21 protein-coding genes, 4 tRNA genes and 1 pseudogene are annotated in these 25,830 nt (G+C 50.2%); 15 read left to right on the forward strand and 11 right to left on the reverse strand.

Features of this window, described 5'->3' with window-relative positions:
* Positions 1–12: 12 nt before the first annotated feature.
* The 4 genes from BLS62_RS25455 to BLS62_RS25470 form a co-directional block, all read right to left on the reverse strand.
* Positions 13–330, reverse strand: a complete 318-nt coding sequence (locus BLS62_RS25455) for a hypothetical protein (RefSeq protein ID WP_093187869.1) — start codon at positions 328–330, stop codon at positions 13–15.
* Positions 331–533: 203 nt separating this feature from the next.
* Complete coding sequence (gene torA / locus BLS62_RS25460) at positions 534–2,969, reverse strand: trimethylamine-N-oxide reductase TorA (protein ID WP_093187872.1); 2,436 nt, start codon at positions 2,967–2,969, stop codon at positions 534–536.
* A gap of 166 nt (positions 2,970–3,135) precedes the next feature.
* The gene (gene torD / locus BLS62_RS25465) at positions 3,136–3,816 is read right to left on the reverse strand and encodes a molecular chaperone TorD (RefSeq protein ID WP_093187875.1); all 681 of its coding nucleotides are present in this window, start codon (positions 3,814–3,816) and stop codon (positions 3,136–3,138) included.
* Positions 3,809–4,981 carry a NapC/NirT family cytochrome c gene (locus BLS62_RS25470; RefSeq protein ID WP_093187878.1) on the reverse strand — a complete coding sequence of 391 codons (1,173 nt, stop codon included), beginning with the start codon at positions 4,979–4,981 and terminating at the stop codon, positions 3,809–3,811. The genes torD and BLS62_RS25470 overlap by 8 nt, the downstream gene beginning before the upstream one ends.
* A 146-nt stretch (positions 4,982–5,127) precedes the next feature.
* On the opposite strand from BLS62_RS25470, the gene BLS62_RS25475 reads away from it, so the two are divergent.
* The gene (locus BLS62_RS25475; protein WP_093187881.1) at positions 5,128–5,835 is read left to right on the forward strand and encodes a response regulator; all 708 of its coding nucleotides are present in this window, start codon (positions 5,128–5,130) and stop codon (positions 5,833–5,835) included.
* Positions 5,836–5,853: 18 nt separating this feature from the next.
* Here BLS62_RS25475 and BLS62_RS25480 read toward each other — a convergent pair whose 3' ends face one another.
* Both BLS62_RS25480 and BLS62_RS25485 read right to left on the reverse strand, forming a co-directional pair.
* Complete coding sequence (locus tag BLS62_RS25480) at positions 5,854–8,238, reverse strand: ATP-binding protein (protein ID WP_093187884.1); 2,385 nt, start codon at positions 8,236–8,238, stop codon at positions 5,854–5,856.
* A 143-nt stretch (positions 8,239–8,381) separates the two neighbouring features.
* The gene (locus BLS62_RS25485) at positions 8,382–8,720 is read right to left on the reverse strand and encodes a hypothetical protein (RefSeq protein ID WP_093187887.1); all 339 of its coding nucleotides are present in this window, start codon (positions 8,718–8,720) and stop codon (positions 8,382–8,384) included.
* A gap of 307 nt (positions 8,721–9,027) precedes the next feature.
* Here BLS62_RS25485 and BLS62_RS25490 point away from each other — a divergent pair, with 307 nt between their 5' ends.
* The gene (locus tag BLS62_RS25490) at positions 9,028–9,678 is read left to right on the forward strand and encodes a hypothetical protein (RefSeq protein WP_093187890.1); all 651 of its coding nucleotides are present in this window, start codon (positions 9,028–9,030) and stop codon (positions 9,676–9,678) included.
* 469 nt (positions 9,679–10,147) lie between these two features.
* Here the strand turns inward: BLS62_RS25490 and BLS62_RS25495 are convergent.
* From BLS62_RS25495 to BLS62_RS25505, 3 genes and pseudogenes are all read right to left on the reverse strand, one after another.
* Positions 10,148–10,803 (reverse strand): annotated as a pseudogene (locus tag BLS62_RS25495) (IS6 family transposase).
* A 145-nt stretch (positions 10,804–10,948) separates the two neighbouring features.
* Positions 10,949–12,337, reverse strand: a complete 1,389-nt coding sequence (locus BLS62_RS25500) for a sugar porter family MFS transporter (protein ID WP_093187897.1) — start codon at positions 12,335–12,337, stop codon at positions 10,949–10,951.
* 373 nt (positions 12,338–12,710) lie between these two features.
* Positions 12,711–13,055 carry a hypothetical protein gene (locus BLS62_RS25505; RefSeq protein ID WP_143521598.1) on the reverse strand — a complete coding sequence of 115 codons (345 nt, stop codon included), beginning with the start codon at positions 13,053–13,055 and terminating at the stop codon, positions 12,711–12,713.
* A 27-nt stretch (positions 13,056–13,082) separates the two neighbouring features.
* Between BLS62_RS25505 and BLS62_RS32640 the strand changes: the two genes are divergently transcribed.
* Positions 13,083–13,211, forward strand: a complete 129-nt coding sequence (locus BLS62_RS32640; protein WP_280141881.1) for a hypothetical protein — start codon at positions 13,083–13,085, stop codon at positions 13,209–13,211.
* 411 nt (positions 13,212–13,622) lie between these two features.
* Positions 13,623–13,820: an alpha/beta hydrolase gene (locus BLS62_RS25510; RefSeq protein WP_093187904.1), complete on the forward strand. Its 198-nt coding sequence runs from the start codon at positions 13,623–13,625 to the stop codon at positions 13,818–13,820.
* 709 nt (positions 13,821–14,529) lie between these two features.
* Here BLS62_RS25510 and BLS62_RS25520 read toward each other — a convergent pair.
* Positions 14,530–14,605, reverse strand: a tRNA-Thr gene (locus BLS62_RS25520).
* Positions 14,606–15,079: 474 nt separating this feature from the next.
* On the reverse strand, positions 15,080–15,967 hold the full coding sequence (locus BLS62_RS25530; RefSeq protein ID WP_093187911.1) for a TrmH family RNA methyltransferase: 888 nt from the start codon (positions 15,965–15,967) through the stop codon (positions 15,080–15,082).
* Positions 15,968–16,390: 423 nt separating this feature from the next.
* On the opposite strand from BLS62_RS25530, the gene BLS62_RS25535 reads away from it, so the two are divergent.
* The 11 genes from BLS62_RS25535 to rpoB all read left to right on the forward strand — a co-directional run bounded on the left by BLS62_RS25535 (position 16,391) and on the right by rpoB (position 25,817).
* Positions 16,391–16,475: transfer RNA gene (locus BLS62_RS25535), tRNA-Tyr, on the forward strand.
* Positions 16,476–16,494: 19 nt separating this feature from the next.
* Positions 16,495–16,568: transfer RNA gene (locus BLS62_RS25540), tRNA-Gly, on the forward strand.
* Positions 16,569–16,677: 109 nt separating this feature from the next.
* Positions 16,678–17,853 (forward strand): elongation factor Tu, encoded by a 1,176-nt coding sequence (tuf, locus tag BLS62_RS25545; RefSeq protein WP_093187914.1) that lies wholly within the window; start codon positions 16,678–16,680, stop codon positions 17,851–17,853.
* A 114-nt stretch (positions 17,854–17,967) separates the two neighbouring features.
* Positions 17,968–18,043 (forward strand) — tRNA-Trp (locus tag BLS62_RS25550).
* A 119-nt stretch (positions 18,044–18,162) separates the two neighbouring features.
* Positions 18,163–18,354, forward strand: a complete 192-nt coding sequence (gene secE / locus BLS62_RS25555; protein WP_093187916.1) for a preprotein translocase subunit SecE — start codon at positions 18,163–18,165, stop codon at positions 18,352–18,354.
* A gap of 39 nt (positions 18,355–18,393) precedes the next feature.
* On the forward strand, positions 18,394–18,927 hold the full coding sequence (nusG, locus tag BLS62_RS25560) for a transcription termination/antitermination protein NusG (RefSeq protein ID WP_093187919.1): 534 nt from the start codon (positions 18,394–18,396) through the stop codon (positions 18,925–18,927).
* 121 nt (positions 18,928–19,048) lie between these two features.
* Positions 19,049–19,477, forward strand: a complete 429-nt coding sequence (gene rplK / locus BLS62_RS25565; RefSeq protein WP_093187921.1) for a 50S ribosomal protein L11 — start codon at positions 19,049–19,051, stop codon at positions 19,475–19,477.
* A 7-nt stretch (positions 19,478–19,484) separates the two neighbouring features.
* The gene (rplA, locus tag BLS62_RS25570) at positions 19,485–20,180 is read left to right on the forward strand and encodes a 50S ribosomal protein L1 (protein WP_093187924.1); all 696 of its coding nucleotides are present in this window, start codon (positions 19,485–19,487) and stop codon (positions 20,178–20,180) included.
* A gap of 342 nt (positions 20,181–20,522) precedes the next feature.
* The gene (gene rplJ / locus BLS62_RS25575; protein WP_093187927.1) at positions 20,523–21,041 is read left to right on the forward strand and encodes a 50S ribosomal protein L10; all 519 of its coding nucleotides are present in this window, start codon (positions 20,523–20,525) and stop codon (positions 21,039–21,041) included.
* A gap of 62 nt (positions 21,042–21,103) precedes the next feature.
* A complete protein-coding gene (gene rplL / locus BLS62_RS25580; RefSeq protein ID WP_093187929.1) occupies positions 21,104–21,472 on the forward strand; it encodes a 50S ribosomal protein L7/L12 in 369 nt (122 codons plus the stop codon).
* A 202-nt stretch (positions 21,473–21,674) separates the two neighbouring features.
* Positions 21,675–25,817, forward strand: coding sequence for a DNA-directed RNA polymerase subunit beta (gene rpoB / locus BLS62_RS25585; protein WP_093187932.1), 4,143 nt, complete (start codon positions 21,675–21,677; stop codon positions 25,815–25,817).
* The last annotated feature ends 13 nt before the right edge of the window (positions 25,818–25,830 follow it).

A 25,830-nucleotide genomic window follows, 5' to 3' on the forward strand; every position in this document is an offset into this window, starting at 1 on the left:
GATCTTGTTGGGTTACTGGTTGAGAGAGTGCCACTTATTCCAACTAGGACAAAGCTGAACTGGCGTTTTTAATGTTCCTGAAGGGGGAAAAGATCCCTTGATGTTACACCACCCAACCTTGTTGGCTGCGACTTTTTCAGTGGTGAAATCTACTTTGCGCAGCCCTCCCCAATGATCGCAGGTTGCACAGTGTTTATTTGTGATCTTGACTGAGCGATGGTCTGAAACAGCAGAGACAGCTTCAGACCTTAGGGGAAATGCCGCTGTGCCCAATATGGCAAGCGAGGCTGTGGCAAGTATTTGGCGGCGATCCGGTTTCTTTTGAGACATGTTTAGGGGTCCTCAATGCATTGCATGAGAGCGTAGCTAAGAGCTCTTTCTGAAAGATCTTGAGCAACCAACCAATTTATTCGGATTTTTAAGTGCTGGATGAGAGCCTTGGTAAGCTTTTCTTGTTTGGGGTTAGCAGGGCTCATCCAAATAAAAAAAGGGCTGCACGAGGCAGCCCTTTTTTGTATTGCAGCGGAATTTAATTATCCGTTGGTTGGAGCCGTAAATACTTTCACTTCTGGAAGTTCGCCTTCGAACTTTTCGAAGTCAGCAATTACGGTGTGACTACAGTTGCCTTGAGCCAATTTGGACGTGCCAAGGTCAGGGGTCAAAGTGTTGATATCGCCGTAGGCACACAGGCTACCAATTTTGCCACCTTCAACTGGATCGTACCAACCACCTTCGTAAAGGCGGATGACGTTTGGCATAATATCTTCACTTACAATAGCGCCAGCAAGGGTCTGGCCACGATCGTTGAAGATACGAACCACGTCACCGGATTTGATGCCGCGTGCTTCTGCGTCTTTCGGGTTGATCATGCATGGTTCACGTCCTGCAACTGCATAGCCTTCGCGGAGGATCGTGCCGCAAAGCTGGGAGTGCAGACGATCATCGGGGTGAGCGGAGTTGACGTGGACCGGGAACTTCGCGTTTGGACCATCAAGGCGTTCGAGTGGCTCCATCCACATTGGGTGCGGAGGACAGTCGTCGTAGCCCATTTTCTCGATGTTCTTGGAGTAGATCTCGATTTTACCGGATGGTGTTCCAAGGGGTTCAAGAAGCGGATCTTCGCGGAAGTCTGCGTAACGTACGTAGTCTTTGCTGGCTTGAGAAACTGGGTGTACGACAACGCCGTCTTCCCAGAACTTATCGAAGTCAGGCATCTCAATGTTCTTAGTTGCTGCCTGGCTTTGAGCTTTCTCGTAGAAGAATTTAATCCAGTCCATTTCGTCGCGACCTTCAGTAAAGGCTTCCTTGTTGCCAAGGCGGTCGGACAGATCGGCGAAAATGTCGTATTCGCTGCGCGCTTCAAAGACCGGATCAACGATCTTCTTCATCGCACATGTTGCTTTGTTGGAGTAAGAGCCCATTGCTTCAATGTCGTTGCGCTCATAAGCAGACGCTGCCGGAAGCACGATATCGGCAAAGCGAGCTGTTGCAGTCCACTGATAATCCTGAACAATCACTGTTTCCAGTTTCTGCCAGGCCTTGATCATCCGGTTGCGATCCTGATGGTGGTGGAACGGGTTACCGCCAGCCCAGTAGGCAATCTTGATGTCAGGGAAGGTGTAGCGTGTGCCGTTGAAGTCGTATTCTTCGCCTGGTCTTTCCAGCATTTCAACAACGCGGGCAACAGGGATAGAGACAGACCCTTCCATAGCGCCGCCATCGTTCATGCCAGACAGAGCTGGGCCATCGGATGTTGGTACGCCGCCGTTGGAGTAGTGGTAGGAGAGACCGAAGCCACCGCCTGGAAGACCGATCTGGCCGATCATGGACGCGAGGGTAACAAGCATCCAATGTGGTTGTTCGCCGTGGTGCTGACGCTGCATGGACCAACCACTGGTGAGCATGGTGCGGTTGCCCATGAACAAGCGAGCCAGTTCTTTGATTTTTTCAACCGGAACGCCACAGATTTCAGAGGCCCATTCCGCAGATTTTGGTGTTTTGTCTGTTTCGCCAAGCATGTAAGGCAGGAATTTATCGAAGCCTGCTGTGTACTCGTCCATGAAGTCTGCATCATACAGTTCTTCTGTGTAGAGCGTATGTGCCATGCCGAGCATCAAGGCAACGTCGGTCTGTGGTTTGACCTGCACCCAGTCAGCATCAAAGAATTCAGCTGTTTTGGACTTCAGTGGGTCAATACAAATGACTTTTTTGCCGGTCTTTTTGTACTCTTCCAGATAGCCGTAGCTGTCATGGTCTGCGATGAGCCAATCGATCTGGTTGGTTTTGACCGGATCAGCACCCCAAACAACAAGAACATCGGTGTTTTCGACAACAACTGGCCAAGAGGTCTGTTGTTCGTATACTTCCAGCGTACCCATCACGTGCGGCATGATTACCTGTGATGCAGCAGTGGAGTAATCACCTGTGTGAGTTACGTTTGGCATTTGCAGGCCGCGGTTGAGCATACGGCGCAGCAGGCTGCGGCTGTTATGAACTTTACCTGCGCTCTTCCAGCCGTAGGTGCCAGTGAAGACACTGCGTGGGCCGTGCGTTGCTTTGGCGTATTGCAGTTCCTGAGCTACGAGCTCAAGCGCTTTATCCCAGCTTACGCGTACGAAATCACCGTTGCCGCGTTCTTCAACAGATGCTCCGCGACCGTTTTCAAGGTAAGAGCGGCGAACCATTGGGTATTTGATGCGGGATGGTGAGTAAACGGAATCCATTACACCAGCGAGCTGATGGCTAGGGGAAGGATCCAACTCCCAAGGCTTAACCTCTGTCCAGCGGCCATCTTTTACAACTGCCCGGAATGCACCCCAGTGACTGCCGGAGAAAACTTCTCCGTTCGTCGCAGCAAATGCAGCGCCGGGGGTGAAGATTGAGGGAGCCAGTACCCCAAGAGCGCCTAGTGCAGATGCGCCCTTCAGGAAGCTACGTCGGGACGTATAGTTTGCCATGATCTTTGACATCTCTGCTGTCCTTTTTATTTGCAGAACAATCAACTATTTGAGCTCGGTGCTCGATGAAAGCAGCCTGTTTTCTTTGGATTTAACCGTAACCATTGCGTGTAAATGTGGTTCGCGACAGGATTGAACGGGATGTAAAATCGCGTAAACAGGTTGTAAATGAGAGCCCTTAGGGTCTGTCTTTTCCCTCACTCAAAAGCTCAAAATCGGCTGTTAGCCAGCTTTCGAGTGAGGTTGCCAACTCTTTGTAAAGCCCGACAGAATCAAACAGTTTGCAGCTCTCGCAAAACGTGGGGACCCAGTTGAGCAGGTGGCTGGAGAAGAACGAAATCTGGTTTTGGTGGAAGGTTTGCGCCAGAGTGCTATCGCCATTCGCCTCTGCCAAAGCTTCGCGGTCTATGTATTCCGCTAGCACGTTGAGCTGGATGCCAAGGTGATCTGCCGGCTCTTTCAAAGAGTGGTTTACCGAGATGCCAAGATCTTGCAGAATCTCGTTCATTTCAGCAGTCGGCTTTTGGAAGAGCGTGCCTTTTTCATTAAAGTAGGCAGACTCATAAGGCGGGGCTGTGCGTTGGCCGCCGGCTCCCAAAAACAGCTTGGAGAAGGCTGATGCGAGATCCAAGGTCAACTGAGGCTGTGTTTTGTGTTGGTCCGCTAGTTTGGTGAGTTCTGCTGTGAGCGGAACCAATGCTGGGGCCATCGCAAACACCTCCAAGAGGGCTTTGCCTTCTGGAGAGCCGTAGCTCTCCAGTGTTTCTGCTTTCACTTCTGTGGTGAAGAAGCTTGCCAGCCAACGGTAGACGAGGGATCTATCATTGTTTGCCAGGGTGATATCTTCGTGCTTACCCATGTGAGGCCTTTCCACCGGTGTCTTTTGCGTTGAGCTGCAGGTATTTCTGGAGGAGACGGTATTGTTCTTTGTCGAGGGAGATGAAGCGCTTCATTGCTTTCAGGGAGCCAATCCACTGATTGGCGAGGAAGTGTTCCGGATCGCGCAGGCCATGACAGGTGGAGCAGCTGGAGCTGTACATTTCTTTGGTGTACGCCCAGAGCTGGTTTGGATCTGAAACGAGGTTCTCCTTGGAGACCCATGCGTCCAGTTGGACCTGATGCCATGTGAGCTCTGTATCTGGATCAACTTCGGTTTTCAGGCGCTCGATCTTGTCGATGATTTTTTTGCTTACCGTGACGGAGAAAATGCGTTGGCCGCGCAGCGCGTAGATGATGCGGTCCACTTTATCCTGCTGCCAGCCCGCCATGCGGACTTTCACGAAATTACCATCGCGTTCCAGAACGGTGACGTCGGTTCCGCCCATCAAACGACCACTGTTCTTGCCGCCTTTTTCTGCGGTTTTCAGTTCCATGAAGTATGGTTTGCTGGTGATGGCGTAGAGGCGATCTGCTTTTGCACCTTCGCGTGCTGACAGAGCTTTCAAGTCATCAAACATGGTTTTGAAGCCCTGAGACATGTCTGGCAATTTGTGTGCGATGCCTTTGTGACAGGAAATACAGGTTTGACCGTCTTTGAAGCCCTGCTGCATGGTTTTTGAAGCTTTGGGATGCTGCTTCTTGAAATCCATAGAGGCTTGTTTGTGGCAGTTACGACATTGCTTGGAATCGTTGGCTTCCATCTCCGCCCATACGCTTTTGGCCATGGTCAGACGATGTGCTTCAAACTTTTTCTTGGTGTCGATTTTGCCGGTGAGCTTGGAATAAACTTCCTTGGCCGCCTTCACCTTGCGGATGATTTTTGGAATGGTTTCCTTCGGTACGTGACAGTCTGAACAGACTGCTTGCACGCCGGATGCGTTGGAGAAGTGAGGGGATTTTTTGTACTCCTCATAAACAGTGCTCCGCATCTCGTGGCAGGACACACAGAAGTCCAGTGTGTTTGTGTAGTCCATGGCGGTGTTGAACCCACCCCAGAACACAATGCCAGTCGCGAAAGTCACCAAGAGAAGCAAACTGATTGGGAAAATTGCGGTTTTCGTCCGCAGGAGTTGCCAGATTTTCATTGGTTATCTCTTTTGCACTCTCGGACAATTGGTCCGGTCAATGCTCAGAGAATTAGACTAAGGTTGTAAATAGCGTTTGGAATAATTATGAACGGCGTGTAGAATGGTGTAAACACGATGTAAACAAACGAGCCAATAACAAGCATATGTCTAACAAGTCACACATTCTCGTTGTTGATGATGATCTCACCAGCCGCGTCGCACTTTCCGGGTATTTTGAGACTGAAGGCTACCATGTTTCGGAGGCGGAAGACGGGGCGCAAATGCGTGCTGTTTTTGCTGTTGGAAATGTGGATCTGATCATGCTTGATATCCGCCTGCCCGATGATGATGGCCTGACTCTCCTGAAGGAAGTGCGCAAGCATTCTGACGTCGGCGTGATTATGGTGACAGGCCGGACTGATGATGTAGACCGCATTGTTGCGCTTGAAATGGAAGCCGACGATTATGTGATGAAACCGTTCAACCCGCGAGAATTGTTGGCGCGTTCCAAGAACCTATTGCGCCGTGTTAAAGCCGGGCGTGCCCATGTGCCTGCAGATGTGCGGGTGAGGAATTTTGCTGGTTGGCAGTTGGATCTGGATAAACGACGGTTGCTTTCTGCCGCGCAGGAAGATGTGCGCCTGACACGAGGTGAGTTTGAGCTTCTGGCGGCGCTTTGTGAAAACACGGGCCGCGTTCTTACACGAGATAACCTGCTGGATTACCTCAACCACCGCGAATGGGATCCGAGTGACCGTACCGTGGATGTTTTGATTGGACGGCTGCGCCGGAAAATCGAAGTGAACCCCAAAGATCCCTCCCTCATCGTGACGGTTCATGGGGTTGGTTACGTCTTTACCGGCACAGATTGATGTCCAGCGGTTCCGCCTTTATTCCGCAGCGTCTTGCAAGCAGCTCAACCATGTTTCATTGAGAATATGTTTTGAGGCTGTAAATGCGATTTCCAGTGAGCCAAACAGCTCCATCACTTTGTGCTCTTCCTTGTTATTTGCGGCGTGTTCTAGGCTCTGTGATAGGTGCGCTACATGGATGAGGCCTACATTGTGAGAGGCGCCTTTCATGCCATGGGCTCTGTTTTCAATCTTGCAGAAATTCTTGGCCGCGATATCGTTGCGCAGTTCGGGAATAAAGTAGAGCGTTGACTTCATATAAGCTTCAATAATCCGTCTAGCACGTGCTTCCCCAAGCATATTGTAATGGCCATGAACCACTGCTACGTCGATCAACTCGGTGAGCTGTTCGCAGGTCTTTTCTTTGGCGTTGCGGGCAAACATGGCTCTGTCAGACAGGCAGGAGGCGATGGCATCTTCCAATTCGTCCTGCGTGTAGGGTTTGCCGAGGAACCCATCTGCTCCGACAGCGAAACTTCTTTCTATCTCCGCTAAGATGATACAGGCGCTTTGGACGATGACAGGGATTTCTGCGATGCTGAAGTGCTTGGAGGCACGGATTTGGGCGATACTATCAATTCCGCTCAAGCCCGGCATACGGTTGTCCATCAACACCAGATCATAGCGGTGCTCGTTGAGCTTTTGAAGCGCGTCTTCCCCGCTGGAAACGGTTGTGGACGTGTGGCCGAGTTTTTCCAAAAAGCCTTCAGTAACCAGTTGGTTGACCTCGTTGTCTTCCACCAGCAAGACCTTGAGCTTCTTTGGTTTCCAGATGGCTTTTCTGTCATCGATCATGCTGACGGATTGGTCCGTCTCATAAAACGGGACTGAAAAGCGGAAGATGCTTCCGGCTTCTGCATTGGGCTGACATCCTATCTCGCCCCCCATCGCTGTGACCAATCGTTTTGATATGGCCAAGCCTAGCCCTGACCCACCAAACAACCGGTTGGTAGATGCATTTTGTTGCACGAATGGTTCGAAGAGGTAACTGGCATCTTTGGATGGCAATCCGATACCGGTATCAGTGACCGTAAATTGCAAGCAGTTTGTGTGACGGATTTTTAAACGCGGTATCGCGACCTGAATGGAGACAGACCCTACATCGGTGAATTTAACCGCATTACTCACTAAATTGAGAAGGACTTGTCTGATTTTGGTGGGGTCGGCCCGAATGATATCCGGCACATCCTTGCTGACGTGAATGTTGAGTGAGAGCGCCTTTTTTTCTGCATCCTGTGCGACGAGGTTTTCAACTTGCTCCACCACTTGCCGAATTTTGAAATCGACCGTCTCAAGTTCCAGTGAACCAGCTTCAATCTTGGAATAATCCAGCACGTCATTGAGGATTGAGCGCAGCATTTCACCAGAGGAGACAATCCCGCTGAGGTAACGCAGTTGATCCTGCCCCAACTCTGTATCCTTCAGCAGATCCGCTAGTCCTAACACCCCGTTGAGCGGCGTGCGGATCTCATGGCTCATTGCAGCGAGGAACGTGGATTTGGCGTTGTTGGCCGCTTCTGCTTCTTCCCTGGCTTTCTTGTGGTCTGTGACATCGTTGAGGATGACGATCAATCCAAAGTATTTTTCGCTGAAATCGGCCATTTGTTGCGCGCGAATATCGAAAAATCTTGGGCCGGATGCCGTGTCCAGCTGCACATCTGTAAAGCAACTTTCCATACCTTTTGGTAGATATGGCCTGAGCTGGTCAGTTAGTGTGTTGAGCCTGCTGTGATTTTTATGTTTGGCACCGCTGTATTGTAAGCCGGTGAAGATCGTCTGAGTCGCATAGTTGAAGTCGTTGATAGACCCGTCTTCATTGAGTAGAACGATAGGGTCGCTGAGGCTTTCCAGAATAGTCAGGTATTTGTTCTTGTCATTGGTGATCCGGCGATTTTCTTCATAAGCTGTATTTAGTTTGTCGCTTTCTGTGACGCTGCACCATTCAGTTGAAAAGCCTAGCTCCATGAAATCGAAATAACGATGCAAAAAAGCATGGTAATTGGCGATTTGAGCGGGCTCATAGCTCTGGCCATCTACCAGATCCAGATAGGATTTGCGGTAGTACTTGGTCAGACCAAGGAAATAACCAAGAGTGACGCCTCTGGATCGGTGGCTGCGTGCTTGTTCTACGCCAAACGCTGCGATGGGGTGGGTTGAGAAATCTGCGTTGACGGGAATTTCCGGAGGATGATCATAGGTGTCCAATGCCTCAATAATGGAACTGGACAGGCCGGTGATTGAAGCTCTCCAAGCTTCTCGGAGGGTGGCCGTATATTGGGTGTAGCCCTGATTTTTTGCGTAAAAGAAAATGCGGTCAATCAGAGAATTTTCACTCTGTAGAATAAGGGTGCGCAGCACGTCCATAACGGCCTCCATCTTAACCCTATGGTATTATCCGAAGGGTGAAGATGATCAATGGAAAACTACTGTTCTACGTGCTGAAGCGTAGGGGAAAACCCTATTGAAAACAAAGCATAAGGCATTTCCAAAGTTGCCATAGAGAGGGTTTAGTTCAGATACCTCAGGCCAAATTTATGCAGGGCATCTCGCAGTGTTTCCTGGTTCTCCAGATGTTGAACTGTTTCCGCTTCATGGCGATCAATTTGGGGGCTTTCCTCTGACATCCGCAGGTTATCATCTGCGGATTCTCCAAGTTCCATGAGTATGTGGCCAAGGAGTTGCGTTCGTTCAGCAGGGGTATGCTCCAACTTGAGCGCTAAGTAGTCTTTTAGTTTTTCGAAGTCGTCATGCAAGATGGCATTGTCGTCAATTTCGGACCTATAATTGCTGATGATGCCTTCAAGGGCGTTCAAGTCTTCACCTGCATTTGGGTTTTCAAAGCTCATCACAGATCTCCTGTTTATCTGCCAGTTGTATGTATGTCGCTGACGTGAATCACTGAGGTTTATCTAGCCATAAAATCAGGAACTGAGATTTGAACATTGGTTTTGTCGTAAATCTACGGCTAAGCCGGGTCGTGCAATTCTATGACATTTGTAAGTTTCCGTTGCTCTTTTGAAGAGCTGAGGATTGTGTTTGTTCAAGATAGTTTAACCATAGAACGCACCTTGTTTTTACATCCCTCACGAAGGCCGTTGCGTCTCGTCTTGCCTCATATGATTTCAAAACTGCGATTTTGTGAGGAATAGCCGCGTGACACAAACAATTACAGCAAAAGACTTAGATACAGCCACTTTGGATTTTGGGCTTCTTGTGGGGCTTTTGCTCCCCTTGGGGAAAGAGCCTGAAGAGTATGAGTTAAATCAGAACTGGCTTCGCGATCCCGTTGCTCAGTTACGCAAACGCCTTGAAACGGTCAGTGATGACCTGAAAGCATGCCTTAGAAACGCGGTGCATTCGTTGAGCATTGCTCCTCATTCTAAGGAAACGTCTTCTTCTGCAGACGAATTGGTGGAATGGAACCCGCTGCTGTTCCCCGCAGTTGGATTTGGGGGACATGTGGGAGATCTTGGTGAGGTGCCAGCTGTTGATTGGCTCTCATTGATTGCCAATGGTGGTGATGTGCCTGAAACGCTTGAGAATTGGGTTCAACGTATAGCGGGTGACCAAAAAACACTGAAAGCTTGGGGTGCTGCGCTGGCTGGTTTGGTCACCGGTGATGTTGATGAGCCAAAAGGGACGGGGACCAGCGGTGATCCCTATCTTTTTGCCCTGCGAGAGTTTGGCAATATGGGAACGCTGTACTTATCCCTTGCAGGTAAGAGGGAAAAAAATGGCTCTTCCGCGCTTATTCCAGGATTGGCGTTTGACAGTGACCCCATAAACCTAACGGGCAAAAGCTAGTGCTTTGGTGATCTGCGTATGGCGGCTTCTCTTCTCAAGCGGGGAGCTTGCTGGCTGAAGCCAGAAAAGCAAAAAGCCTCTCGGAGGAGGCTTTGAAATACTCTTGATAAATCAAGAAGAAGAGTGGTGCCGACAGTAGGGATCGAACCCGCGATCCCCTGATTACAAGTTGCAATTGGCAACTGGAGGTTACTTACCCTGAACTACGATTCAGTACTATGAATCAATGAGTTGTAGAAAATTATTTGCTTCCGCCTACCTTGTATTTCGCGGTGAAACTCGTACATTTACTTACAATATGCTGACAAAGAACGGTAGGCATAAGACAAGCGACCTATGAGGGCTTGAGGCCGTGTTTCACACAGGGCCTTAAGAGAACCTAATGGTCGCATAGCTACATCGCATGTCATCTGAAAGGTGTTGCGACGTTAAGCTGATTCTGGTCGCAAAAGGCTCCTGCAGACGCATTTCAGGCGTTAATCGTGACAGCCCGCTTCCGCTCAGTAAAAGTGTCGAGGCGATGCTTGCGGATAGTGTTTGAACATCGTTGCTGGCGGGGTGTAACGAAGAGGTTGCGCAGGCCCGAAAAGCCAACCAGAAACCTCTGTAATTGGCCTACAGGTTTGAACCTTTGCATGGTTCGCTCCCGCTTTAGCAAGGCAAGTGCGAGTTTTCTGCCCGGTTGTTGAGGCTCTTATGGGAGCGATGCTCGACCTCTGGCATGACCCAGCGTTTTGCTGTCCCATAGGAGCTGAGCTTGTCGGTTATTATTCGTTTTGGCGTAAGGCCCTGCCTCGATAAAAGCCGGGTGAGTGAGCGCTTGGCAGCCTTGGTATTTCGGCGGTTCTGAAGAGTTTTGTCAAGTTTATAGCCACCCTGATCGACGGCTCGCCAGAGATAATAACGGTTACCCTAAATGGTGATGACGACCTCATCCAGATGCCAGGCGTCCTCGCTACCGCGCGCATTGCGACGCAACCGGCGAACGCAGGCTGGTCCGAATTTGGTCCCCCAGCAGCGGATGGTTTCATACGAGACCATAATGCCGAGCTTCACCGCCATTTCTTCCACCTCGCGCAGGCTGAGAGAGAAACGGTGATAGATCCAAACGGCGTGGGCAATAATCTATGGCGGAAAGCGGTGTCGGTTGTAGTCGATCGGGACTGAAGTCATACGCCACTGCTATCCTATCAATCTGGCCGGAAAGTTAAAGTGACATCACCCCACCACTGCATGGGAAGTCATGTGGTGCTGTTGGTGTTTGCTGGTCCTATTCGCCGACGACAGGCCCCTTAGCTGTCTTGCTGTCGTCCTTATGAAATAACTCGTGGATGTCTTCCAGAGCGACGCCTTTGGTCTCTGGTGCGCGGCGGATGGCGTAGACGGTTCCGATACAACAACAAATGGCGAAGAACAGGAAGATTTCGGTGATCGAAAAGAGCTGATTCAATTTGGGGAAGCCAAACACCACGAGGAATGTGAAGACCCAGTTGACGGTTACCGCCACTACCATCCCTTTGGCCCTTAGGTAATTTGGGAACACCTCAGACATGTAGACCCATGGTAGAGGCCCCATGGAGAGGGAATAGGATATCACATAGAGGCAAAGACCTGTAACGGCCAGTGCTGTACCAATCCCATCTCCCATGAGAAAGCCACCCACGATCAAGAACTGGGAAAATGCGCAGGCGGGCAATCCGTAGACCATCAAAGGTCTTCGGCCGACGCGATCAATAAGGAACAAGCTGGCAGCAGCTGCCAGAGCGAGTGCTGCGCCAAGCCCGACCGTTGCAGACAAACGGCTTGCCTCCTCAGAAAATCCCAGGTCACCAAAAAGTTCTGGCGCATAGAGGACGACTGCATTGATGCCACTGAGCTGCTGGAACAGGAAGGTAAAGACGCAGAAACTGGTGATGGGGCGGTTTCGCGGGTTGATAAGGTCCAGCCACCCTCCCTTTTGGTCTGCCACTTCGGCGAGATCTTGTTCGATCCGTTTAACATTGCCTTTAACCCATGCCTCCGATCGGTCAGGCTCTATCTTTTCAAAGACGGCTTTGGCCTCCGCTGAGCGGTTTGCCATGATCAGCCAGCGCGGACTTTCGGGTGCGCTCCAAATTCCGAAGAGCAAAAGTGCTCCAGGGATCGCGGAGAGGAGAAACATGAACTGCCAGCGATTGATGGTTTCTGCGCTGTAGCCAAGATCGAGCGTGATTAGATTGGAAAGGTAGCCAAGAAAGACACCAAAGGAGATCATGAACTGGAACGCGGCAAGCATACGACCTCTGATTTTGCGCGGCGCAATTTCAGAGACGTATTGGGGCCCTGCCATTGAGGACAAGCCAATTCCCATTCCGATGAGAGAACGAGCAAACGTGAGCACAAAAAGGTCTTGGGCAACACTGGATAAGACGGCTCCGGTGATAAAGAACAGGGCTGCGATGATGACTGTTGACCGTCTGCCAAATGTATCACTGAGGTAGGCGCTCAGGTATGCTCCGATCAAACCGCCGATGGACAAGGACGCGACCAGAAGGCCTCCCCAATACGCAGAGAATTGCAACTCTGCTTTGATGGGTTCGTAAGCGCCAGCGATAACGCCTTCGTTGTAGCCATAGAGTAAACCGCAGAGTACGGCGATGCATGCCAGAAGGATAATCATACGCAATCCCTTTCAAGACCAAGGGAAAGTATAGGCAGAGGTCTCTAACCAACCGGAGAACACACAGCTCTGAATTGAATTATTTTTCACAAGACCCCAATAACGTTTGGCCATCTACAGAAAAAGCAACACTGAATTTTTCAGTGTATCCAAGGAGATCAAGGTGCTTATGCTGTGCCTGTTAGGCCCTATGGGCACATAGAGCTGGCTCGGGAATTTTGACAGGTTGTATAAGTGGATTTAGCTCCTGAAACTGGCATGATGCTAAGAACAGGAGACCATCATGAGCAGACGTCCCCACTGGTCCCATAGTCCCGCGTTCAAGGAAAAGGTAGCTTTAGCCGCTATTCGCGACGAGAAAACCTTGAGTTAATTAGCTCAGGACTTTGACGTGCACGCGAACCAAATCAAGCAACGGAAAGATCAGGCCCTTGCAGCCATACCAGATGTGTTTGGAATTAATAAACAAGCCAGGTAAGAGCCTGATGTGGAGGTCAAACGGCTGCATACCAAGATTGAGGAGCCGGCTTTGGAGACCGATTTTTCGGACTTCGATGGGATCGTGGCCCCAGTGGGCCTCGTTAGCCCGTAAGAAGGCACTCACAAAAGCGGGTTTACTGAACGCCAAAAGATGATTGACCACAAACATGACCTTACAATATTCCGTCAGGCCAAAGCCCTGAGTATATCCAGAAGCAGTGTTTGTTACCGGCCCCACCCAGTTTCATCGGAAACGTTGAAATTCATGCGTGGGCTGGATGAGCTGCATCTGGAGTATTCGTTTGCAGGTAGCGGCATGGTGATTGTTGAAGGCAGAGGGCTTTCATATCGGTCAGTGCGCAGTGAGATCCTTGATGAAAAGGACGGGTATTGAGGCAATCTACTGACGCTCAAACACTTCTAATCCCACACCGTATCACAAGATCTTCCCGTATCTGCTGCGCGGTGTGGCGGTCTTGAGATCCATCAGACCTGGGCGGTCGACATCTCATATATTTCGATGGCGAAGGGGTTCGTCTATCCGGTTACCATCATTGACTGGCACACGCCGGATCAGGCTTACTGCAACCACACGCTGCACATAACGCAAGCAGCGGCGTAACCGGAGCGGATCCACTTATAAACGACATTCAACTGTTCAAATAAACCGAACCACCTCCATCAATCATGGCTCACATTCTGAAGCACCGAGCAATGGTCCCTAGGACTATCATCCCGATTTCGCAATTTGGTGATGATACTTTTGAGCAGAGGACATGGACGCTCAGAGGGGAAACGCGCGAACGTGGAGATTGCTAGGTGTTCTTCGCCAGATTATGTTGGTGCCGAGGAGGTGCTGGCTCAGGATCTTCTTGGCGCAGTAGACTATTTCAGAGACCAACCCTGTGTTATCGCCGATCAAATTGTGTTGGTTGGCCATTTGCAAGGCGGGAGCGTCTCTCTTGCTGCTGCAAACAAAACCCTGAGGGCGGTCGCGGCGTGATTGCATTTGCGCCCGGCGCCGGACGCATCCCCCAAACCCAATTTTCCGAGAAAATTTGGTGGAAGCAGCCTTTAAGAAAATTGGCACGAAGGATGTTCAAGGCGTACATGCCTGATGGGGCTACCGGTCCTGAGTTAGGTATCCTACCGCCCGCCGGTAACGAAGGTCACAGCCTTTTTCTTAGAAATTATAGGCCAGACATATGGGTACCTATCGCAGAACCATTTCTTGAGCGTGTTCTGCAATATCCGAACTGCGCCAGTCCATAGATCCGCAACTTTCCGTGAGATTTTCGCTCAAAGGTAGGTTGCGAGACTAGCAGAAGTAGCGCTTCCAGCCAGAATGAAGTGGCTTTGCTTTTCTGCTGTCGGTCGCTTTGGACTCCAAAAGGTACTCGTTGAGTGGCTGAAGAGCATAAGTCAATCTTGCTTGGGGGATAACTGAGTGTGTGAAGGCTTGTGACAAGAGGTGACAAAGTTCTGACGGCTTCGATTGTGTCAAACCTCACAGAAATCCTGTCTGCTGACGACTAGTGACAACATCAGCAGCTTTTCCAGTATTAAATTGAAAGGGTATTGGGAGGGGTTAGGAGGGGCGAAATCCTGCTTACAAAAATACCCATTGCTTACAATATGCTGACAAAGGGTAGAAAAGCAAAAAGCCTCCCGGAGGAGGCTTTGAAATTCTCTTGATAAATCAAGAAGAAGAGTGGTGCCGGCAACAGGGATCGAACCCGTGACCCCCTGATTACAAATCAGGTGCTCTACCATCTGAGCTATGCCGGCGCGTCTTCGTTGGAGCGGTATTTACGGCCGACAGCGGGGTTTGTAAATACCCAAAATGCAAAAAAATGGAAGAATTCACAGGGGAGCGAATAATTCACTCCAAATGAGCGTCAAAATGTCGATTTCGGCATGTCTTTTCCACATGCTCTAGCTTCAGCTCGTTGATATTGATGGAATAATTCAGCTGCGGACACTGTTTGCGTTGTTTTGTGCGTTCTTTTGAAAGCTTGTGGTTTTTTATGAGTGGCTTTGTTTTCTGAAGGAAAAGGTGCGTGTTTCCCGAGAAACCAGCCAAGCAGATGTGTGGAAGGTTGCGCACGGTGTTGGGGTAAGCTGTGGTGGGTGTCTTATTCCCCTTGCGGACCGAAGAAACTCGTTCCTGTCTAAGTGGGGAAGGGTGCCAGCGCACCTGTTGATAGGTGCGCCTGGCTGACCACTGTCTTAATAGCTTAGAGAGAGCGGGAGGCTGTCAGGTTATGATAATCCCATTTTCATGCGCGCTACATATAATGAGAGAATTGCAGCGTTGGAGACGTTGAGCGATTTGATCGGACCTGGCATATCCAGCCGGGCCAATGCATCACAGTTTTTCCGCACGCCTTCTCTGACGCCTTTGCCTTCTGAGCCCAGGACAAGGAGGGTCTTATAGGTAAAGGGTGTGTCTTCGAGCGATGCTGGGCCTTCACTGTCCAGCGCGATGGCCTGATAGCCCATCTTTTGCATCTCGCCCACAAAGCGGGACATGTTTGGTACGCGGACGTGTTTGAGCATGTCCAATGCACCGGAGGCAGCTTTTGCCAGTACGCCGCCTTCTTCAGGAGCGTGACGCGTGGTGGTGACAACAGCGTCTGCACCAAGGGCAACAGCTGACCGCAAAATTGCACCTACATTGTGTGGATCGGTCACCTGATCAAGCGCAAGAACAAGTGTGCCTTCTTCCAACTCACTCGCGTCATATTCAGGAAGGGGGTCAACAAGTAGCAGTATGCCCTGGTGGACAGCATCCTTTGAGACCATGCGATCTATGTCGCGCGGGCTTTTAGATTCAATTGGCACATCGATTGTGACGTTCCGCTCTTCCAACCGGCGAAGTGCATTTTGTGTCACGACCAGCGTGTGGCGTTTGCGATCGGGATTGTTGAAGGCAGCTTCCACTGTGTGAAGCCCATATATATAGTAGGGCCCATCATCACTTGCTGATTTTTTGAGCCATGGTTTTCCCTTGGACCCCTTGTTAGGGCCTGATTTGGAAAACTCTTTGCTCTTTGCGTCAGCTTTGGGGTGCTGAGAGGATCGCTCGCCGCCTTTTGGAGGGCTCAAACGGGTTTCACTCTCGCTCTTTTGATTTCTATAAGTGCTCATGGCTCCTCGATACTCTTGTCGCGGCAATGCTTCAAGAAGATTGGATGCAACATTCTAAACATTCTGCATTCCTGATAATTATTGCTGAGAATTGGATACGCCTTGAAGAGCCAAATATTTTGGACTTAGGGATTCCCGCAGATTTGAATTGTAGGAAGGAAGAAATAGGCCCTCACATGTGAAGAACCCTGCTTTCGCAACACCATACCTGGGGAACTCAACGTCATTTTCACCCAAAAAAGGGGGAAAACCGGTTGGCCTGTTGATTTTGCACAGGCACTTGCAAAAGAGGCGTTGACAGATGGCGTTAGCATCGGCATAAACCGCGCCACAGGACGCGGCGCATCTCTTGCAGATTAGCGGCGTGTTTCGTAAAGCGAGTTTCGAAAGTTTCTCCACACTGGAGAGTTTTCTGTCGATCTCGGAGGAGTGCCCGAGTGGCTAAAGGGGGCGGATTGTAAATCCGCTGGCTATGCCTACGTTGGTTCGAATCCAACCTCCTCCACCATCGACAAGAAATTGGTTATGCGGGTGTAGCTCAATGGTAGAGCAGCAGCCTTCCAAGCTGAATACGAGGGTTCGATTCCCTTCACCCGCTCCAACTTCCATTCTTGCTAGTAAGCGAGTTTATCCTGAAAGAATCCTTGAGGTCTTTATTTAGGCTTCGAGCTTTGATCAACGGAACTACGATTAAATAGAGAGCTACGCCCATGGCTAAAGCAAAATTTGAACGTAATAAGCCGCACGTCAACATCGGCACAATCGGCCACGTTGATCACGGCAAAACTACGTTAACTGCAGCAATTACCAAATTCTTTGGTGACTTCAAAGCTTACGACGAGATCGATGGTGCTCCAGAAGAGCGTGCTCGCGGTATCACTATTTCAACAGCACACGTTGAATATGAAACCGAAGCTCGTCACTACGCACACGTTGACTGTCCAGGTCACGCCGATTATGTGAAAAACATGATCACTGGTGCGGCTCAGATGGATGGCGCGATCCTCGTAGTTAACGCTGCAGACGGCCCAATGCCACAGACACGTGAGCACATCTTGCTCGCTCGTCAGGTTGGTGTGCCGGCTCTGGTGGTCTTCATGAATAAAGTTGACCAGGTTGATGACGAAGAATTGCTTGAACTCGTAGACATGGAAGTGCGTGAGCTGCTTTCTTCCTACGAATACCCAGGCGACGATATTCCAATCGTTGCAGGTTCTGCACTTGCTGCTCTTGAAGAACGCGACGACGCGATCGGCAAAGACAAAATTGTAGAGCTGATGGCTGCAGTTGATGCGTACATCCCAACTCCTGAGCGTCCACGCGATTTGCCGTTCCTTCTGCCTATCGAAGACGTGTTCTCAATTTCCGGCCGTGGTACTGTTGTAACCGGTCGTGTTGAGCGCGGTATCGTTAAGGTCGGCGAAGAAGTTGAAATCGTTGGTGTTAAAGACACAGCTAAAACTACCGTTACCGGTGTTGAAATGTTCCGCAAGCTGCTCGATCAGGGTGAAGCTGGCGATAACATTGGCGCATTGATCCGCGGTGTTTCTCGTGAAGAAGTTGAACGTGGCCAGGTGCTTTGTAAGCCAGGTTCGGTTAACCCACACACGAAGTTTAAAGCTGAGGCTTACATCCTCACCAAGGAAGAGGGTGGACGTCATACTCCATTCTTCACCAACTACCGTCCGCAGTTCTACTTCCGTACGACTGATGTGACTGGTGTAGTTTCTCTGCCAGATGGCATTGAAATGGTGATGCCTGGTGATAACGTTTCAGTTTCGGTTGAACTTATCGTACCAATCGCTATGGAAGATGGTCTGCGCTTCGCTATCCGCGAAGGCGGTCGTACCGTCGGCGCTGGCGTCGTAGCTGAAATTATCGAATAAAGACTTTTTAAGTCTTTACACTTCGTGTCGCGACATGTATTGCGACACGGTACCTTCTGAAAGGAAGTGTTTTCAGAAGGTTATAGGTTTTTGCTCCTTTCGTGGAGCGCTTGTAGGGGTATAGCTCAGTTGGTAGAGCGACGGTCTCCAAAACCGTAGGTCGCGGGTTCGAGCCCTGCTGCCCCTGCCACTTTTTCGATATTAAATAATTCTTGATTAATCGAAGAAGGTGGCATATGAAGAGTTTTCAGGGATCGGGCGCGTGGAAGTTTCTGCGCGCCCACCTGTCGTGCAATAGGCCGGGACCGGATGGCAAAAACCAACCCTTTTACATTTATCCAGCAAGTTCGTTCAGAAACAGCGAAGGTCACTTGGCCGTCGCGTAAAGAAACCGGTGTGACCACATTGATGGTCTTCATTATGGTTTTTCTGGCGGCGATGTTCTTTCTTGCAGCTGATCAGCTGATGAGCTTAGGTATCAGTTTTCTGCTTGGCTTCTAAGTAGCTCTGCGGGCAATTATAGTAGGAACGAGATTTAAGATGGCCAAGCGCTGGTATATTGTTCACGCTTATTCTAACTTTGAACGCAAAGTTGCGGAAGCGATTAAAGAAAGAGCGAAGCAGCAGGGCCTTGAGGACTCATTTGATGAGGTTCTGGTTCCGACTGAGAAATTCGTTGAAGTTCGTCGTGGTCGCAAGGTTGATGCCGAGCGTAAGTTCTTCCCAGGTTATGTGCTTGTGAAGATGGAGATGAGCGACGACGCTTATCACCTGATCAACGATACGCCGAAGGTTTCTGGCTTTCTTGGTAATGACAAGAAGCCTATGCCTATCTCTGAGGTGGAAGCGCAGCGTATTCTTAATCAGGTTCAGGAAGGTGTCGAAGCTCCTAAACCTTCCATTAGCTTTGAAGTGGGTGAACAGGTTCGCGTTAGCGATGGGCCGTTTGCTTCCTTCTCTGGTCTTGTCGAGGAAGTCGATGAGGAACGGACACGTCTTAAAGTGACAGTGTCCATTTTCGGCCGGGCTACCCCGGTTGAGCTTGAATACGGACAGGTCGACAAAGTCGGCTAAGTTCGGGTTAGGGCGGCAGGTGAGGCATACTTTCGTCGGTGTGTCGGAAGCCAGACCGCCCGCTCTCTTATCCAGTGAGATGCGACAAGCGTGATCTCACTAATCCATTCTGGAGAGAATTATGGCGAAAAAGATTGTAGGCTTTATTAAGCTTCAGGTGCCAGCAGCTTCTGCTACACCATCCCCACCAATTGGTCCTGCGCTAGGTCAGCGCGGTCTTAACATCATGGAATTCTGTAAGGCGTTTAACGCTAAGACCCAAGATGTTGAGAAGGGTGCTCCTTGCCCAACCATCATTACTTACTACTCCGATAAGTCTTTCACTTTTGCAGTTAAGACAGCTCCGGCTTCTTACTTCATCAAGAAAGCTGCGAAAGTAAAATCTGGTTCAGCAACTCCAGGTCGCGGAACAGTAGCTTCCGTAACCAAGGCTCAGGTTCGTGAGATCGCTGAAGCCAAGTTGAAAGACCTCAACGCTAACGACATCGAAGCAGCAATGCTGATGATCGAAGGCTCCGCCCGTTCCATGGGCGTGGAAGTTACGGAGTAAGGGTATCATGGCTAAAGTAGGTAAGCGTATTAAAGCTGCTCGCGAAGGTATCGATCGTGAAAAAGATTACGGTCTGACCGAAGCTCTTGACATGATCAAAGCTCGTGGCACAGCTAAGTTTGACGAAACTGTTGAACTTGCGATGAATCTTGGTGTTGATCCACGTCACGCAGACCAGATGGTTCGCGGCGCGTGTGTTCTTCCAAACGGTACCGGTAAAACTGTACGCGTTGCTGTTTTTGCTCGTGATGCGAAAGCTGACGAAGCAAGAGCTGCTGGCGCTGACATTGTTGGTGCTGAAGAACTGGTTAAGGAAGTGCAGGGCGGTACGATCAACTTCGATACCGTTATCGCAACTCCTGACATGATGCCACTCGTTGGTCGTCTTGGTAAAGTTCTCGGTCCTCGTGGCATGATGCCTAACCCTAAGGTTGGCACTGTGACCCCTGATGTGACTAAGGCTGTTACCGACGCTAAAGGTGGTTCTGTACAGTTCCGCGTTGAAAAAGCTGGTATCATCCACGCTGGTGTTGGCAAAGTTTCTTTCGGCGCTGAAAAGCTTGCTGAAAACGTGAAATCTTTGGTTGGCGCAGTGATTAAAGCTAAGCCATCTGGTGCAAAAGGTATCTACGTGAAGCGCGTAGCACTTTCATCCACGATGGGACCGGGCGTAAAGGTTGAACTTGGTTCAATTACCGAGTAAAGACCACGCTTATAAGAGTTGCCTCCCGCTTTATTGCGGGAGGTTTTAACGCTGGAAGGCTGTTATGGTCTTTCGGCATCCCTGTCCGAGACTGCAGGTGTTGGCTTTGCCAACTTAAGTTTTCTTTCGAGAAGGCCTGCATAGATGGAGAAGATCTGAATTGGTTGATATAGCATATTGCTGTTCGTCAGTACAGTTCGAACCAAATTGCCTTGCTGCGTCGCTCCGGCGCGTAAGGGGACAGGACCCTAATCGTCGTTTTCGAGGTTGGGTTTAACCTGATTTTGATGCGGCAAAGGCAAACCGGCAACAATGTAAGTTGTTGCCAACTGGAGAAGGCAAGTGGAAAGAGCGGATAAGCAAAAGTTCGTCGGCGATTTCAACGAAGTGTTGTCAAACACTGGCGTTGCGGTTGTTGCGCACTATGCAGGCCTTTCAGTTTCTCAGATGACGCAGCTTCGTGCTGCTGCTCGTGAAGCTGGTGGTACTGTTAAGGTTGCTAAAAACCGCCTTGTCAAGCTTGCCCTTCAAGGCACTGAACTAGAGCATATCAGCGAGTTGTTCACGGGCCCAACTGTCATCGTTTATTCAAACGATCCAGTTGCTGCTCCTAAGGCTGCTGCTGACTTCGCTAAGGCTAACGAAAATTTCGTAATCCTTGGTGGTGCTCTTGGTTCAACTAACCTGGACACAGCTGGTGTTAAAGCACTAGCAGCGATGCCGTCTCTGGACGAGCTTCGTGGCAAGCTGGTGGGTATGATTCAAACCCCAGCGACCCGTATGGCCATGGTTACGAGCGCACCGGCCGGGCAACTTGCTCGCGTCTTCAATGCGTACGCCGAGAAGGACCAAGCCGCGTAAGGCGGAACCACACATATTTTTGTCAAAACCGAATACGGTTCGAACAACTAAGGTACTGAAAAATGGCTGATCTCGAAAAGATCGTAGAAGAACTCTCCGCATTGACCGTTATGGAAGCTGCTGAGCTTTCCACAATGCTTGAAGAAAAATGGGGCGTTTCTGCTGCTGCTCCTGTAGCTGCTGCAGCTGCTGCAGGTCCTGCTGTAGTTGTTGAAGAACAGACCGAATTCGACGTTGTTCTGGTTGACGCTGGCGCGAAGAAAATCAACGTGATCAAAGAAGTACGTGCGATCACCGGTCTTGGTCTTAAAGAAGCTAAGGAACTCGTAGAGTCCGCTCCTAAGGCTGTTAAAGAAGCTGTTTCTAAAGACGAAGCTGCTGACCTGAAAAAGAAGCTTGAAGAAGCTGGCGCAAAAGTAGAACTCAAGTAATTTTGAGTTCTAACGATATCGGTCCCGGAGTGATCCGGGACCTTTTCCGTACCCTGGCGGGTTTTCCGGCCGGGGTAAACGTCCCGACGGGGGAGGGTGCTTAGCAGCACCTTTTGTGGACGGTTCTGAGAAGCTACGTTTTTTGCCACAGGCAAGGCGTCGTTTTTCTGAACCGTCACCTTGAGTGATACGAGGAGCGACAATGACACAGACGTTCAACGGTCGCAAGCGGGTCCGTAAATACTTCGGATCCATCCGCGATGTAGCGGCTATGCCAAATCTTATCGAAGTGCAGAAGGCGTCTTATGACCAATTCTTGCAGGTCGGTAAACCTGAGGATGGTCGTGTTGACGAAGGCCTTGAGGCCGTATTTAAGTCCGTATTCCCCATTTCGGACTTTGCTGGCAATTCCCTTCTTGAATTCGTAGATTACGAATTTGAGGCACCAAAGTATGATGTAGACGAGTGCCGCCAGCGTGATATGACGTACGCTGCGCCACTGAAGCTTACGCTTCGTCTCATCGTGTTTGATGTTGATGAGGATACTGGCGCTAAATCGGTTAAAGACATCAAAGAACAAGATGTCTACATGGGCGATATTCCGTTCATGACCGATAATGGCACCTTTGTGATCAATGGTACTGAGCGCGTTATCGTGTCTCAGATGCACCGTTCCCCGGGTGTATTCTTTGATCATGACAAAGGGAAGACCCACTCTTCCGGTAAGCTTCTGTTTGCTGCGCGTGTGATCCCATACCGTGGTTCATGGCTCGATATCGAGTTTGACGCCAAGGATGTTGTTCACGCACGTATCGATCGTCGTCGTAAGATCCCAATGACATCTTTGCTGATGGCGCTTGGTCTTGACAGCGAAGAGATCCTGAACACCTTCTACAACCGCATTGATTACGTACGTGATCGCGAAAACAGCTGGTCCGTACCGTTCGATGGTGCCCGCCTTAAGGGGACTAAAGCAGTTGCCGACATGGTCGATGCTGCGAGCGGTGAAGTTGTTTTTGAAGCGGGTAAGAAAATTACCGCTCGCACAATCCGTGAGCTGACCGAAAAGGGTGTTAAATTCCTTAAGGGCACTGATGCTGATTTGTACGGCCAGTACCTTGCTGAAGATATCGTTGATACCCGTACCGGTGAAATATACGCTGAAGCTGGTGAAGAACTGACTGAGAAGCTTCTTCATGAGCTTATTGAGCGTGGCTACCACGAACTTCCAGTTCTGGATATCGATTACGTTAACGTTGGTCCTTACGTTCGTAATACATTGGCTGTTGATAAGAACGATGCTCGTGAAGGCGCATTGTTTGATATCTACCGTGTTATGCGTCCAGGCGAACCACCGACCATCGATACAGCAGAGGCTATGTTCCAGTCTTTGTTCTTCGATTCTGAGCGCTACGACCTTTCCGCGGTTGGCCGCGTGAAGATGAACATGCGTCTTGACCTTGAGTGTGAAGATACTGTTCGTGTTTTGCGTAAAGACGACATCCTGTCTGTGATCAAATTGCTGCTTAATCTTCGTGATGGCCGCGGCGACATTGATGACATTGACAACCTCGGCAACCGTCGTGTTCGCTCCGTTGGCGAATTGATGGAAAACCAGTACCGTGTTGGTCTTCTGCGTATGGAACGTGCGATCAAAGAGCGTATGAGCTCTGTTGAGATCGACACTGTCATGCCGCAGGATCTGATCAACGCTAAGCCTGCAGCTGCTGCAGTTCGTGAGTTCTTCGGTTCTTCACAGCTGTCTCAGTTTATGGATCAGACCAACCCACTTTCTGAAGTGACGCATAAGCGCCGCCTTTCAGCGCTTGGCCCTGGTGGTTTGACCCGTGAGCGCGCTGGCTTTGAGGTTCGCGATGTTCACCCAACGCACTATGGTCGTATCTGTCCGATTGAAACACCGGAAGGTCCGAACATTGGCCTGATCAACTCACTTGCTACCTTTGCGCGTGTGAACAAGTATGGCTTTATTGAAAGCCCATACCGCCGCGTTATTGATGGCATTGTGACGAAAGACGTTGTCTATCTCTCCGCTATGGAAGAGAGCAAGTACTACGTTTCTCAGGCTAATGCTGGCATGAACGAAGACGGAAGTTTCATAGATGAGTTGATCCAGTGTCGTCACGCTGGTGAAAACATTCTTGTCGCTTCTGATCGCGTTGATCTCATGGACGTTTCGCCTAAGCAGCTGGTTTCTGTTGCGGCCTCTCTCATCCCGTTCCTTGAGAACGATGATGCGAACCGGGCGCTGATGGGTTCCAACATGATGCGTCAGGCTGTGCCGCTCGTTCGTGCACAGGCGCCATTTGTTGGTACCGGTATGGAACCAATCGTTGCTCGCGACTCCGGTGCTGCTATTGGTGCACGTCGTGGTGGTGTGGTCGATCAGGTTGATGCTACTCGTATCGTTATCCGCGCGACTGAGGATCTTGATCCTTCTAAGTCGGGCGTAGATATCTACCGCTTGATGAAGTTCCAGCGTTCCAACCAGGATACCTGTATTAACCAACGTCCGTTGGTAAACGTAGGTGACCGCGTTGGTAAAGGCGATATCATTGCAGATGGTCCTTCGACAGATCTGGGTGATCTGGCGCTTGGCCGGAACGTAATGGTCGCGTTTATGCCTTGGAACGGCTACAACTTCGAGGATTCTATCCTTCTTTCCGAGCGCATCGTTCGTGATGACGTGTTCACCTCCATCCACCTTGAAGAATTTGAGGTAATGGCGCGTGATACTAAGCTTGGTCCTGAGGAAATCACTCGCGATATTCCTAACGTTTCTGAAGAAGCCCTGAAGAACCTTGATGAAGCCGGCATTGTTTATGTTGGTGCTGAGGTTAAGCCTGGCGACATTCTCGTTGGTAAGATCACTCCAAAGGGCGAAAGCCCGATGACACCAGAAGAAAAACTTCTGCGTGCGATCTTCGGTGAGAAAGCTTCTGACGTTCGTGATACATCCATGCGTCTGTCTCCTGGCGTTGTTGGTACTGTTGTTGAAGTTCGTGTGTTCAACCGTCACGGTGTTGAAAAAGACGAACGCGCAATGGCTATCGAGCGCGAAGAGATTGAACGTCTCGCGAAAGATCGCGACGATGAGCAGGCAATTCTTGACCGTAACGTCTATGGCCGTCTGGCTGAGATGATCATGGGTCATGTGACTGTTGGTGGTCCGAAAAACTTCCGCAAGGGTGTTGTCATCGACGGCAACGTTCTGAACGAGTTCCCGCGGTCTCAGTGGTGGCAGTTTGCCGTTGAAGACGAAAAGCTTATGAGCGAGCTTGAAGCACTTCGTGGTTCTTATGATGAGAGCCGGAAGCATCTTGAGCAGCGCTTTATTGACAAGGTTGAAAAGCTGCAGCGTGGCGATGAATTGCCACCTGGCGTTATGAAGATGGTTAAAGTCTTTGTTGCGGTTAAGCGTAAACTTCAGCCTGGTGATAAAATGGCTGGTCGTCACGGCAACAAGGGTGTGGTTTCTAAAATCAACCCATGTGAAGACATGCCATTCCTTGAAGACGGTCAACACGTTGATATCGTTCTGAACCCGCTCGGCGTGCCATCACGTATGAACGTTGGTCAGATCCTTGAGACGCACCTTGGTTGGGCTTGTGCCGGCATGGGGCAGAAGATCGGCGAGCTTTACGACGAATATCGTAAGTCTGGCGAGATCGAACAGCTTCGCGGCAAAGTGATCGAGATTTATGGCGACAACATCAAAGGTGAGCCTGTTAAGGACTATGACGACGAAGGAATTGCTAAGCTCGGCGAACAGCTGAGAAAAGGCGTTTCCATCGCGACCCCAGTCTTTGATGGTGCACGTGAGCCTGATGTGGTTGACATGCTGAAGATCGCTGGGATGAAACCATCTGGTCAGTCTACCTTGTTTGATGGACGTACTGGTGAACAGTTCGACCGTCAGGTGACTGTTGGTTACATCTACATGCTCAAGCTTCATCACTTGGTTGACGATAAAATCCACGCGCGTTCTATCGGACCTTACTCGCTTGTTACTCAGCAGCCGCTGGGTGGTAAGGCACAGTTCGGTGGTCAGCGCTTCGGTGAGATGGAAGTGTGGGCGCTGGAAGCTTATGGCGCAGCGTACACCTTGCAGGAAATGCTCACTGTTAAGTCTGATGATGTGGCAGGTCGTACCAAGGTTTATGAAGCTATCGTCCGGGGTGACGACACATTCGAGGCAGGCATTCCAGAGAGCTTCAACGTTCTCGTTAAGGAAATGCGTTCACTGGGCCTCAATGTCGAGTTGCAGGATAAGGAACCGCGTCAGAAAGCCAATGATGACGCTGAAGCAATCGATGCCGCGGAATAAAGCCTTTTAAGGT

This window comes from Pseudovibrio sp. Tun.PSC04-5.I4, from assembly GCF_900104145.1.
In the GTDB taxonomy this organism is placed as follows: domain Bacteria; phylum Pseudomonadota; class Alphaproteobacteria; order Rhizobiales; family Stappiaceae; genus Pseudovibrio.

Coding starts and splice junctions, on each gene's coding strand:
- BLS62_RS25455 (WP_093187869.1), bottom strand. CDS start 330: ATGTCTCAAAAGAAACCGGATCGCCGCCAAATACTTGCCACAGCCTCG.
- torA (WP_093187872.1), bottom strand. CDS start 2,969: ATGTCAAAGATCATGGCAAACTATACGTCCCGACGTAGCTTCCTGAAG.
- torD (WP_093187875.1), bottom strand. CDS start 3,816: ATGGGTAAGCACGAAGATATCACCCTGGCAAACAATGATAGATCCCTC.
- BLS62_RS25470 (WP_093187878.1), bottom strand. CDS start 4,981: ATGAAAATCTGGCAACTCCTGCGGACGAAAACCGCAATTTTCCCAATC.
- BLS62_RS25475 (WP_093187881.1), top strand. CDS start 5,128: ATGTCTAACAAGTCACACATTCTCGTTGTTGATGATGATCTCACCAGC.
- BLS62_RS25480 (WP_093187884.1), bottom strand. CDS start 8,238: ATGGACGTGCTGCGCACCCTTATTCTACAGAGTGAAAATTCTCTGATT.
- BLS62_RS25485 (WP_093187887.1), bottom strand. CDS start 8,720: ATGAGCTTTGAAAACCCAAATGCAGGTGAAGACTTGAACGCCCTTGAA.
- BLS62_RS25500 (WP_093187897.1), bottom strand. CDS start 12,337: ATGATTATCCTTCTGGCATGCATCGCCGTACTCTGCGGTTTACTCTAT.
- BLS62_RS32640 (WP_280141881.1), top strand. CDS start 13,083: ATGCGTGGGCTGGATGAGCTGCATCTGGAGTATTCGTTTGCAGGTAGC.
- BLS62_RS25530 (WP_093187911.1), bottom strand. CDS start 15,967: ATGAGCACTTATAGAAATCAAAAGAGCGAGAGTGAAACCCGTTTGAGC.
- tuf (WP_093187914.1), top strand. CDS start 16,678: ATGGCTAAAGCAAAATTTGAACGTAATAAGCCGCACGTCAACATCGGC.
- secE (WP_093187916.1), top strand. CDS start 18,163: ATGGCAAAAACCAACCCTTTTACATTTATCCAGCAAGTTCGTTCAGAA.
- nusG (WP_093187919.1), top strand. CDS start 18,394: ATGGCCAAGCGCTGGTATATTGTTCACGCTTATTCTAACTTTGAACGC.
- rplK (WP_093187921.1), top strand. CDS start 19,049: ATGGCGAAAAAGATTGTAGGCTTTATTAAGCTTCAGGTGCCAGCAGCT.
- rplA (WP_093187924.1), top strand. CDS start 19,485: ATGGCTAAAGTAGGTAAGCGTATTAAAGCTGCTCGCGAAGGTATCGAT.
- rplL (WP_093187929.1), top strand. CDS start 21,104: ATGGCTGATCTCGAAAAGATCGTAGAAGAACTCTCCGCATTGACCGTT.
- rpoB (WP_093187932.1), top strand. CDS start 21,675: ATGACACAGACGTTCAACGGTCGCAAGCGGGTCCGTAAATACTTCGGA.